Annotated in this window: 12 protein-coding genes; 1 reads left to right on the top strand and 11 read right to left on the bottom strand. The window is 39.6% G+C overall.

What is annotated here, in order from left to right:
• Positions 1-708: 708 nt before the first annotated feature.
• The 7 genes from O3643_RS00800 to budA form a co-directional block, all read right to left on the bottom strand.
• Positions 709-1,779 (bottom strand): ABC transporter substrate-binding protein, encoded by a 1,071-nt coding sequence (locus O3643_RS00800; protein WP_254804350.1) that lies wholly within the window; start codon positions 1,777-1,779, stop codon positions 709-711.
• Positions 1,776-2,549, bottom strand: coding sequence for an ABC transporter permease (locus O3643_RS00795; RefSeq protein ID WP_045763347.1), 774 nt, complete (start codon positions 2,547-2,549; stop codon positions 1,776-1,778). Before O3643_RS00795 ends, O3643_RS00800 begins: the two co-directional genes overlap by 4 nt.
• Positions 2,546-3,352 (bottom strand): ABC transporter permease, encoded by an 807-nt coding sequence (locus tag O3643_RS00790; protein WP_000754116.1) that lies wholly within the window; start codon positions 3,350-3,352, stop codon positions 2,546-2,548. Before O3643_RS00790 ends, O3643_RS00795 begins: the two co-directional genes overlap by 4 nt.
• Positions 3,333-4,490: an ABC transporter ATP-binding protein gene (locus tag O3643_RS00785; RefSeq protein WP_036754586.1), complete on the bottom strand. Its 1,158-nt coding sequence runs from the start codon at positions 4,488-4,490 to the stop codon at positions 3,333-3,335. The genes O3643_RS00790 and O3643_RS00785 overlap by 20 nt, the downstream gene beginning before the upstream one ends.
• A 134-nt stretch (positions 4,491-4,624) precedes the next feature.
• On the bottom strand, positions 4,625-5,530 hold the full coding sequence (gene murB, locus O3643_RS00780) for a UDP-N-acetylmuramate dehydrogenase (protein ID WP_371499142.1): 906 nt from the start codon (positions 5,528-5,530) through the stop codon (positions 4,625-4,627).
• Positions 5,531-5,648: 118 nt separating this feature from the next.
• Positions 5,649-6,398, bottom strand: a complete 750-nt coding sequence (locus O3643_RS00775; RefSeq protein WP_320693558.1) for a YhfC family glutamic-type intramembrane protease — start codon at positions 6,396-6,398, stop codon at positions 5,649-5,651.
• A gap of 12 nt (positions 6,399-6,410) precedes the next feature.
• A complete protein-coding gene (gene budA / locus O3643_RS00770) occupies positions 6,411-7,139 on the bottom strand; it encodes an acetolactate decarboxylase (protein ID WP_371499139.1) in 729 nt (242 codons plus the stop codon).
• Between the two features lie 284 nt (positions 7,140-7,423).
• On the opposite strand from budA, the gene O3643_RS00765 reads away from it, so the two are divergent.
• The gene (locus O3643_RS00765; protein WP_371499137.1) at positions 7,424-8,752 is read left to right on the top strand and encodes a PLP-dependent aminotransferase family protein; all 1,329 of its coding nucleotides are present in this window, start codon (positions 7,424-7,426) and stop codon (positions 8,750-8,752) included.
• Between the two features lie 118 nt (positions 8,753-8,870).
• Here O3643_RS00765 and O3643_RS00760 read toward each other — a convergent pair whose 3' ends face one another.
• The 4 genes from O3643_RS00760 to pstB all read right to left on the bottom strand — a co-directional run bounded on the left by O3643_RS00760 (position 8,871) and on the right by pstB (position 11,787).
• A complete protein-coding gene (locus O3643_RS00760; protein WP_371499135.1) occupies positions 8,871-9,686 on the bottom strand; it encodes an ABC transporter substrate-binding protein in 816 nt (271 codons plus the stop codon).
• 118 nt (positions 9,687-9,804) lie between these two features.
• On the bottom strand, positions 9,805-10,272 hold the full coding sequence (locus O3643_RS00755) for an NUDIX hydrolase (RefSeq protein WP_049495481.1): 468 nt from the start codon (positions 10,270-10,272) through the stop codon (positions 9,805-9,807).
• 92 nt (positions 10,273-10,364) lie between these two features.
• Positions 10,365-11,018 (bottom strand): phosphate signaling complex protein PhoU, encoded by a 654-nt coding sequence (gene phoU / locus O3643_RS00750; RefSeq protein ID WP_004252561.1) that lies wholly within the window; start codon positions 11,016-11,018, stop codon positions 10,365-10,367.
• A 10-nt stretch (positions 11,019-11,028) separates the two neighbouring features.
• A complete protein-coding gene (gene pstB / locus O3643_RS00745) occupies positions 11,029-11,787 on the bottom strand; it encodes a phosphate ABC transporter ATP-binding protein PstB (RefSeq protein WP_371499132.1) in 759 nt (252 codons plus the stop codon).
• Positions 11,788-11,797 lie beyond the last annotated feature (10 nt).

The raw sequence follows: 11,797 nt of genomic DNA, 5'->3' as shown, positions 1-11,797 counted from the left end.
GAGGTAGATAGATATCTATACTTCACGGTTACGAGGTCGAGAAAGAGAAGCGGTATCTGTTTCCGCCCACTCTCGAGGTAGATAGGGAGATATACAATGTTCGTCTCAATATCTCCATGACACCTTCTCAACGTGTTTCCGGCCCCTCTCGAGGTAGATAGGGAGCTATACAAACTAGAACGTGCGATCACGCTTGATGAATTATGGTTTCCGGCCCCTCTCGAGGTAGATAGGGAGATATACCGCTTATGACCTTGCTTTTAAGCAATACCAGTCGAGTTTCCGGCCCCTCGCGAGGTAGATAGGTAGCTATACAGATGATTGGGCTTTTGACGGCTCTTGCAACTGCCCTGGGTTTCCGGCCCCTAACGAGGTAGATAGGTATCTATACAAAAGAACTAGGTGTTACTTTGCCTTCAGGGGATAAGAGTTTCCGGCCCCTCTCGAGGTAGATAGGGAGCTATACCCATATCTTATATATAAACCTATAACAAGCACTAGATATAACCTATTTAAAACTACTACTAGTATATCATACTGTGTAAGAGTTTTCATTTCTGAATACCAAATAAATCACATATTTTTTTCCTCCTAAATGTATAAAGGATACTATTTTATCATTAAAATTCCTTTTGTCAAGCCCAAATATAAATTTTTTAAGATAAAAAACGAACCAGCTTGACTGATTCGTTTTTAGTTTATTTACTCCTACTTCCGATACATCTTAAATTGTAGGAAGAGGTCACTGTAGATTCCTGTCCATTTATGGTCAAATTTTTCATAAACTTCTAGGTGTTTCATTGTATCTGCATCGGGATAGAAGGACTTGTCCTCTTTTGTCTCCTCTGGGAGCATTTCCTTAGCGGCATTGTTTGGTGTTGAGTAGCCAACATACTCAGCGTTTTTGAGAGCATTTTCAGGCTTCAACATAAAGTTAATAAAGGCATAGGCCGCATCCTGGTTCTTGACAGTTTTAGGAATAACCATGTTGTCAAACCAGAGGTTACTTGCTTCTGTAGGCACAACATATTTGAGGTTAGGATTCTTTTCCAACATCTGGCTAGCTTCCCCTGAGAAAGTCACACCGATAGCAGCATTGTTCTGAATCATGTAACCCTTCATCTCATCGGCTACAATAGCCTTGATATTAGGAGTTAACTCATACAGTTTATCAACCGTTTGTGATAGTTGTTGAGGATCTTTTGAGTTAAGGCTATAGCCTAGTGAGTTAAGACCTAAACCAAGCACTTCACGTGCCCCATCAAAGAGCATGATCGAATCCTTGTATTCTGGTTTCCAGAGGTCGTCCCAATGCTCAGGTGCTTCTTCCACCATGGTTTCATTGTAGACAATTCCCAATGTTCCCCAGAAATATGGGATAGAATATTCATTGTTTGGATCAAAGGACTGGTTGAGAAACTCAGAACCGATATTCTCAATGCCCTCAATCTTGCTATAATCTAGCGGAACTAGAAGATCTTCGTCCTTCATCTTGTTAATCATGTACTCACTTGGGATGGCAATATCGTAGGTTGTCCCACCCTGCTTGATTTTCGTGTACATGGCTTCGTTAGAGTCAAAGGTTTCGTACTGGACTTGGATTCCTGTTTCTTCTGTAAATTTCTCCAGAAGCTCAGGATCGATATAATCTCCCCAGTTGTAGATAACCAATTTTTGACTATCACGACTATTGATTTTACTATCAAGATGATAGGAAATCCCCCACAAGACAAGAATAATCGCTAAAATTCCTGCTAAAAATGAATAGAGTCGTTTCATGCTTGTTCCTCCTTCTCACGTGAAATGAAGTAATACCCTACAACCAGGATAATACTAAAGAGAAAGACCAAGGCTGAAAGAGCATTGATTTCTAAGGAAATTCCCTTACGAGCCCGAGAGTATATCTCGACTGAGAGGGTTGAAAATCCATTCCCCGTTACAAAGAAGGTCACGGCAAAGTCATCTAAGGAATAGGTGAAAGCCATGAAGTAGCCTGCGATGATAGACGGCGTTAAGTAAGGAAGCATAATTTCCTTAAACATCTGGAACTGGCTAGCTCCAAGGTCATAGGCCGCATGGATCATATCCCCATTCATCTCTTTCAATCGAGGCAAGACCATGAGCACTACGATAGGAATCGAGAAGGCCACGTGACTGGATAACACTGTCAGAAAACCAAGTGAAAACTTGAGTTGGGTAAAGAGAATCAAGAAGCTGGCACCAATCATAACGTCGGGTGCAACCATGAGGATATTATTGAGAGATAGAAAGGCTTCTTGGTACTTTTTACGTGATTGGTAGATGTAGATGGCACCAAAGGTACCAATGACAGTCGCAATCAAGGCTGATAGGAAGGCAAGTAAAAAGGTCTGAACCAAAATCAGCATGAGTCTTCCATCACCAAACATGGTTTCAAAGTGAGACAAACTAAAGCCTGTAAAGCTATTCATATCATCCCCAGCATTGAAGGCATAACCAATCAAGTAGAAGATTGGCAGATAGAGGACGATGAAGACAAAGGCTAGGTAAAGATTCGATAATTTTTTCATCGTTCTCTCCTTTCCTTAGTCACCCACATAGTGATAAACATGGTCAGGATAAGAACAACACCGATAGTTGAACCCATACCATAGTTGTCATTGGTCAAGAAGTTCTGCTCGATGGCAGTTCCCAAGGTAATCACTCGGTTCCCCCCAATCAAACGGGTCAACATGAAGAGACTCAAACTTGGGATAAAGACAGATTGAACTCCACTTCGCACCCCGTTCATAGAAAGAGGGAAGATGACATGACGGAAGGTTTCCCACTTGGTTGCACCGAGGTCATAGCTGGCATTGATGAGATTGTTATCCATATCATCCAAGACATTGAAGATGGGCAAAATCATAAATGGAAGCTCGATGTAGCTTGCAACAAAGATAAATGAGAAATCCGTAAAGAGCAACTGCTGAGAACCAATTCCGATAAATTCTAGGAATTGGTTAATAGAGCCATTTTGACCAAAAATCCCGATAAAAGCATAAGCCTTAAGGAGAAGGTTGATCCAGGTTGGCAAGATAATCAGCATGAGCCAGAGTTGACGGTGTTTGAGACGAGTCAAAAAGAGGGCTGTTGGATAGCTAATCAAGAGTGTCACTAAAGTTACAATCCCTGCATAGAGAACAGAGTTGAAGCTCATTTTGAGATAGGTTAAGTTTTGCGACGCAAAATAGGATTTATAGTTTTCTAAACTAAACTGACCTTCGATGTTGAAAAAGGATTGTCCAAAAATCAAGACCAAGGGTGCCAATACAAAGAGGGCAATCCAAAGCATGTAGGGCACTACAAAGAGTTTAGAGGTTGTTTTCTTCATCTCTTTCCTCCTCAATAGCGTTAATCAAACCTGCTTCATGCTCTTCGATTTCTACGTACTCTTCGATACGAGCATCGAACTCTTCTTCTGTTTCATTGAGACGCATGATGTGAATGTCCTCTGGTTCAAAGTCCAGACCAATTTCCTCACCAACGATGGCCTTACGAGTTGAGTGGATCATCCATTCATTACCAAGTTCGTCATAGGCGATAATCTCATAGTGAACCCCACGGAAGAGCTGCGTATCGACCTTCACTTGAAGTTTTCCTTCTTCTGGCAGAGTAATACGCAAGTCCTCTGGACGAATGACGACTTCGACTGGTTCATTTGGCTTCATCCCACCGTCAACCGCTTCAAATCGTTTGCCATTGAACTCGACCAAGTAGTCCTCAATCATAGTCCCTGGCAAGATATTTGATTCACCGATAAAGGTGGCAACAAAGTGGTTAATGGGCTCATCATAGATATCAACTGGTGTACCAGACTGAACAATCTCACCGTCATTCATAACGAAAATCCAGTCACTCATGGCCAAGGCTTCTTCCTGATCGTGAGTAACAAAGACAAAGGTGATACCCAAGCGTTGTTGCAGTTCACGTAGTTCGTACTGCATGTCTGTCCGCAACTTCAAGTCCAGTGCTGACAAAGGCTCATCCAAGAGTACCACACGTGGCTGGTTGATAATCGCACGCGCAATAGCTACACGCTGACGTTGTCCTCCAGATAGCCTACGGATAGAACGTTTTTCATAGCCTTCAAGCTGTACCATCTTGAGAACTTCTAAAACACGTTTTTCGATTTCTTTTTTATCGACCTTTCGCAATCGCAATGGAAAGGCAACATTTTCAAAGACATTCATGTGCGGGAACAAGGCGTAAGATTGGAAGACCGTGTGAACATCGCGCTTATTGGTCGGGATGTCATTGATACGAACACCGTCTAGCAAAATATCACCAGTCGTTGCGTCTAGCAAGCCCGCGATAATATTGAGAATGGTTGATTTTCCTGAACCAGAAGCTCCTAGCAGTGTATAAAACTTTCCTTCTTCCAACTCAAAGTTAATATCCTTGAGAACCTTAGTGTCACTATCTTCAAAAACTTTAGAAACGTTTCTGAATTCAATAATTGGTTTTTTCAATTCCTCTAAATTCCTTTTTCTTCGTAAATTAACAGATTGGGACCTTGTTAAATGCTAGCAATAACTGTAAGGAATTGACCCAAACCATATCTAGCGATAAAATCCCAATCTTTGTATAATGTTTAATAATAATGCTATTCGTGTTCACCCAAGATACGAACTTCTCGCTCAAGGGTAACACCTGAATGTTCTTTAACTTTGTCAATAACAGACTCAATTAAGTCTTCATAATCTCGAGCAGTCCCATCGGCTACATTAATCATAAAGCCTGCATGTTTTTCTGAGACTTCGACACCACCGATACGGCAGCCCTTCAAACCAGCTTCTGAAATCAATTGTCCTGCAAAATGCCCAAGTGGACGTTTAAAGACAGAACCACATGATGGATATTCCAATGGTTGTTTGAGTTCTCGAAGGTGGGTCAAACGTTCCATTTCTTGATTAATAGTCTCATAATTTCCTGGAGATAGTGCAAATTTAGCTGATAAGACTACTGCTCCAGAATCTTGAATAGCTGAATGACGATAACCAAAGGCTAAGTCCTTGGCTGATAAAGTCTCGATTTCCCCATCCTTGGTCAATACTTTGCAAGACTGCAAAATATTAGAAATCTCACCTCCATAGGCTCCAGCATTCATAAAGACAGCTCCACCGACGCTTCCTGGAATTCCACAGGCAAACTCAAAACCAGTCAAGCTATGGCGTAGAGCAATGCGAGTGGTCTCAATCAAGTTAGCTCCCGCTTCTGCTTCAATCGTGTAACCATCGACCGAAACATTATTGAGTTTGTCACACATGATTACAAAGCCACGGACTCCACCTTCTCGGACGATAATATTACTGGCATTTCCAAGAACCATCCATGGGATATTTTCTTGATTAGCGAACTTAACCACACGGGCCATCTCATAATGATTACGAGGAAAAGCTAAGTAATCTGCTTTCCCTCCTACTTTGGTATAGGTATAAGTTTTCAATGGCTCATCGAATCGAATATCAATTCCTTCTAATGTTTCTTTTAATTTTTCTAATACAGTCATCTTTCTTATCCTTTTATAAAATTCATTCCATTATACCATTTTTAGCGATTTTTTTCGACGATTTGAAAAGCTTTTTTATTCACACAAATAAAAAAGAGGTCAGACCTCTTTTGCATGATTATTTTTTATACAAGATAGTTTTTGTAAAGTATACAAATAGAACAACTTCCACTGCTAACAATCCTTCAACAAGAAGCGGATTTGAAATCCAACCAACCTGAGATAGACTCGGAGCCAGATCAAAGAAGGCATGTAAACCATAAGCAGTTACTAGATAAATCCAATTCTTTTGACGGACTGCTTGATAAACCCAGAAAGAGAGACCGATTTGCATAACAAGAGCAAGCACACGCTCAACACCGAGTAAATAAACCTGCCATCCAGATAGAGATTGTACTGTTTCAAGTGTATTTTTGGGAAGGAGATTTGCCAAATCTGGATTTGAAGACTCTAATAAGGAAAAGAGGATCAAAAGACTAATCAAGCTTCCCATTCCGAGGTAGAGCAATTCCAAGCCACCATGACCAAGTCCATAGGCGAGGGCATCCGAATCTTCCAAAGCTCTCTTCTTCTCTAACCATTTAAAGAAGACAAGTCTAGCTGTTTCTTCAAACAAAGCAGCCATACAGACCCCGTAAATCACATAGAGAAGGGGATTTTCCGTCATGAGTGGAACTGTCCCATCCTTTTGTGGATGAAGAACCAAGAGATGAACGATTTTCTCTAAGACCTGAGATGAGACAAAAAATGCAACTGCCCCAAGTCCTAAAACTGAAAGGTTAATCTTGTACTTCTTTTTTGAGAACCAAATGGCAGCTATGAGAAATACAAATAAAGCTATCATTGTGATTATTACATGAATTTTCATACTTTTCTCCTTTTATTCAGCCTGATCGATATCTTTTTTCATCTCATCAACATTGAATTTAGCAAAGAGGTACTGACGATCCTGGACAGGGAAACGTTGATCCAACTGATCGACAGCTCCAACCTCTACGATTCCTTCCTTGATGACAAAGTCCATGACGTGACCACCAAAGGTTAGGTCATCTGAAATAAAGTGCAAATGATAGCCTGCGACACTGACACCATGGAAAATTTCAGGTGTCCAGAATCCAACGATAGTCCCAGAGACATTTTCGCAACTATATTCAGGCTGATGAGTCGCAACCTCAGCAAATTTCGTTTCGCTTGTCGATTTTGGAATCATGCGAACATGCATGTGTTTAAAATCACCATGAATCTTAATCGAACGGAAAAGATTTTCTCCATCATAGTAGGACTCAATACGTTTTTCAAGTTCCTGATCAGACATTTCAAAACGCTGGCGGAAAATAACTTCTGCCTGGTGGGGTACAACTGCTGCATAGGGAATCAGCGCGTCTGGTGAAACTTCAACGATTTCAGGCTTCTCACCTGAACCCTTAGCTTGATAGGCTTTACCATCTAAGACAATTAGCTCCCCATCAATAGAGTCCAAGGTTCCTAGCCCTAAATCTCCATGTTCAAGTAACTCACCAACTGTCATGGTCCCGCCGTAAAGTCCTGCCATCAAAGCTCCCAAAGTATTATATTGGAATAATTTAACTGGTTCTTGCACCTTTATCATCTCACTCTTCTTTGAAAATTTTACTTTCTAAGTATATCACATTTCTTCTTAGAATTGAACGCTAGACTGCCGTTTAAAACTCAATGAAAATCAAAGAGCAAACCAGGAAACTAGCCGCAGGTTGCTCAAAACACTGTTTTGAGGTTGTGGATAGAACTGACGAAGTCAGTAACATATATACGGCAAGGCGACATTGACGCGGTTTGAAGAGATTTTCGAAGAGTATAACATTGTCAAACGTCTAAAAAAAAGGTACAATGTAACAAAATCAAGAAAGGTCTGGAATGAAGCAAGAAAGTAAGTACGAACAAGTTGTTCACTATCTAAAAGAAGAGATTGAATCAGGAAAACTTCAAACAGGAAGTCGTCTACCTTCTATCCGAAAACTCAGTCAAGACTTCCACTGCAGTAAAGATACTGTGCAGCGTGCACTTTTAGAACTCCGATACGAGAAATACATATACTCCAAACCTCAAAGTGGCTATTATGTTTTAGAACAACAAGCTAGCCACGAAGACCTCGTTATATCGGTCAATGACGAACATGCTGCTGCCTATGATGATTTTCGTCTTTGTGTCAATGAAAGCTTGATCGGTCGAGAAAATTATCTCTACAACTACTATGAACACCAAGAGGGTTTAGAAGAATTACGAAAGTCTGTTCAGAAACTACTGTTTGACCAAGCTATCTATAGTAAACCCGATCAATTAGTCATGACAACTGGAACCCAGCAAGCACTGTTTATTCTTTCTCAAATTGACTTTCCAGGTAAGGGCCAAGAAATACTGGTCGAACAACCAACCTATCACCGAATGAACCAACTTCTACTGGCTCAAAATATTCCCTATCAAACCATTGAACGTCGGGTGGATGGCATTGACCTGAAAGAACTTGAGAAACATTTTAAAAGTGGTAACATTAAATTTTTCTACACCATTCCTCGATTCCACTATCCGCTGGGTCATTCATATTCTGAAGAGGAGAAACGTGCTATCCTTGATCTAGCAGCCAAATATGAAATTTATATTGTTGAAGATGATTATCTGGGGGATCTAGATCCTAAAATGGGACAAACCTTTCATTATTTAGACCAAAATGATTTGGTCATCTACATCAAGTCTTTTTCAACAAGTATTTTCTCCGCACTTCGAATCACTGCTCTCATACTTCCAAATCCTATTAAAAGTCTTTTTGTGGCCTACAAAAACATTCTGGACTATGATAACAACCTCATTATGCAAAAGGCTTTATCACTCTACATCGATAGTCAGCTTTTTGAAAAAAATAGATTAGCAAGATTGGCACTGCAAGAGAAAAGTCAAGACTTCATTCATAGGCTATTAAAATCTTATCCCCTTTCCCTACCAAACTATCCTCTCCATGATGGACTTTTGCTTGATCTCAGGAACTATCCTAAGATTGCAAGGCTCAAACATAGCTCTTTAAATCTAGACTTTTTCGAATCGTCCTACATTGAGACTTGCCCTTATCAATTTGCTAAGGTTCCTTTAGAAAGTCTTGAAACAACATTAAATTACTTAAAAACAGAGAGTGGGACAGAAATCGGTAATTCGTTAGAATTCGATTTCGTCGTCCCACCTCCGCACAGTTGAGTAAGGCTGTAAAAGCTGATGAAATCAGCGTAGTAGAGCCCACTCAACCACTGCGTCTTGCTTGATAATCCAATGACAATTGAGAGGCTAGGACTTTTGTCCCAGCCTCTGTTATTTTTTATTGTTCTACTTCTGTTAGCTTAGCAGCCTTTTCAAGATAAGTTTGATAAGTGCCGTCATCTTTGAGTTTTTGGATGACCTTATCAACTACTTCTTTCAAATCTGAGTTGCCTTTTTTGATAGCAACAGCATTTGCTTCGCCTTCTTTCATGGTCAAGCTGACTGTAGCAACAGCCAAATCAGAGTTTTTACCAGCATAGCTGAGGGCTACTGGCTCGTCCATATGAACAGCATCAACCTTACCTGATTGAAGTTCATTAACAGCTTCACCCATATTTGTCAATGAAGTCAACTGCGCTTTAGGAAGTTGCTCTTTGACCATAGATTCAGGGACAGTTCCTTTTTGAGCTGCAATATTTGCACTAGCAAGAGAATCCAAATCTTTGTATTTTTCAAGATCAGTTTTTCTGATTAGGAAGCTAATCTTGTTTTCATAGTAAGGGATTGAGAAATCAAAGACTTCTTTTCTTTCTTCAGTTGCACTGATTCCCGCAATGGCCAAATCTGCTTTCCCTGTTTGAAGACTGGTCAAGACATTATCAAAACTCATGCTGGAAACTTCCAATTTTACTCCAAGTTCATCAGCGATAGCTTGTGCCATATCAATATCAGCACCGACGACTTGGTTCTTGCCATCCACAAGTGCTTGAAACTCAAATGGTGCATAGTCTGGGCTAGTTGCGACCACTAATTTACCTTTTTGTTTGATTGCCTCTACTGCAGACTGTGAGCTTGAGCTAGATGATTGGCAAGCAACTAAAAAGAAACTTGCAAGAAAACTTACTAAGACAAATATCCATTTTTTTAATTTCATAAATAAACAACCTCTCTGTCAATTTTGTATAATTATAACTTATTCAAAAATACTTGTCAACATTTTCTTGCATTTTCCTTAAAATATATTTATAAAAAATACAAATTCAATGATTGGTTTATCTATCTATTGGGAAACAATTTTCAAAAAAATCATTTATCATATCTCGATGTTGCTGGTTTACAATTGTGATATTTTGCATATCCCTGTGATCAAACAACCCTAATTCTAAAGTTTCGTCACTCGTAAAAACATTTGTAGAGATTGAAGTTTCAGATGTAACTAAATACAACATTGTAATAACTTGTGCCTCATCACCACTTGGATAACTATCTGAATATTTTGTATAAACATTTAAGAGTTTTTTCACTGTTACTTTCACTCCAGTTTCTTCATAAAACTCTCGCACTAATGCTTCTACAGCCGATTCACCTAATTCAATAGCACCACCTGGTAAACCCCAAGTTCCTTTGTCTGCTCGTTTTTGTAATAATATTTTTCCTGATTGACTTAAAATTCCACAAGTAAAATTTAAAATAATTTTATCTTTTCCAACTTTTTTTCTTATACTCTGTATATAGTTCATTATTCACCTCTGACAAAGTAAACTATCGATACAATGAAAGCTTACTATATTAAAAAGTAAGCTTTCACAATAATTTTTATCTTCTAAATATTTTACAATTCTACAATCTTACCTGTTTCAAAGTACACAACCCATTCACAGATATTTTTAGCGTAGTCTCCGATACGCTCCAAGTATGAAATCACTTGGAAGTAATCACGACCTGTAACAATAGCATCTGGATTCTTTCTGATTTCTTCAGTTGCCAAATCACGAATATTTTCAAAGTAATGGTTGATTTTTTCATCCATGGTTGCAACTTCATAGGCCTTATCAACTGATCCGTTTAGATAAAGTTCGAGGGTTGTTTCTACGAAATCTTTAACATCACGTCCCATCTTTTTGATTTCTTCTTCGACTGCTGGGATACGTTGTTCCCCCTTCATTCGAATCGTTGCCTCAGCAATGGATACAGCGTGGTCACCCATACGTTCCAAGTCTGAAACAGCCTTTAGAACTGTTAGAACTGTTCGTAGATCCTGTGATACTGGCTGTTGAAGGGCAATGATTTCAAATGATTTCTTTTCAAGTTTCAATTCGTATTCATTGACTTCTGCGTCTTGCTCGATGACTTCTTTAGCCAAGTCACGGTCATGAGTCACAAAAGCACGTACAGTACGATTGATTTGGGAAAGAACTTCTTGTCCCATAGCGTAGAATTGGTTATGCAATTTCTCTAAATCTTCTTCAAATTGAGATCGTAACATCTTTTTCTCCTTATCCAAATTTACCTGAAATGTAATCTTCTGTTTCCTTATGTTGTGGATAGAGGAACATTTCTTTGGTATCGTTAAATTCAATCAAATCTCCATTGAGGAAAAAGCCTGTTTTATCAGAGATTCGAGATGCTTGCTGCATGGAACGAGTAACCAATAGCATGGTGTACTTGTCCTTGAGACTATATAGGGTTTCTTCGATTTTTCCAGCCGAGATAGGGTCTAAGGCTGAGGTCGGCTCATCCAAGAGGATAATCTTTGGACTGGTTGCCAAAACACGGGCTACACAGACACGTTGTTGTTGTCCACCTGATAGACCAATTGCTGAATCATGCAAGCGATCCTTGACTTCATCCCAGATTGAAGCACGCTGTAAAGCTTTCTCCACAGCTTCGTCCAAGACTTGCTTGTCTTTCTCTCCATTAATTCTTAGTCCATAAACAACATTTTCATAGATGGACATGGGGAAAGGATTGGGTTGTTGGAAAACCATTCCGATTTCCTTACGTAACTCAACGGTATCAGTACGAGGGCTATAAATATTGTGACCGTTATAAACCACTGAACCAGTAGTAGTCACTTCAGGATTTAAATCTCCCATACGATTGATAGCCTTTAGCAGGGTTGATTTTCCTGATCCTGATGGACCTATAAGAGCTGTAATTTCCTTGGGTTGGAAAGATAAGGATACACTATTCAAGGCCTTCTTTTTGTTGTAATAAACAGACAGGTCTTTGACCTGTAAAATCGGTTCTATCATACTGTTTCCT

The sequence above is a fragment of the Streptococcus sp. 20925_1_44 genome (assembly GCF_041432435.1).
Classification (GTDB): Bacteria; Bacillota; Bacilli; order Lactobacillales; family Streptococcaceae; genus Streptococcus; species Streptococcus infantis.
The sequence above is the reverse complement of the archived record's forward strand: the minus strand, read 5'-3'. Positions and strand labels throughout refer to the sequence as shown.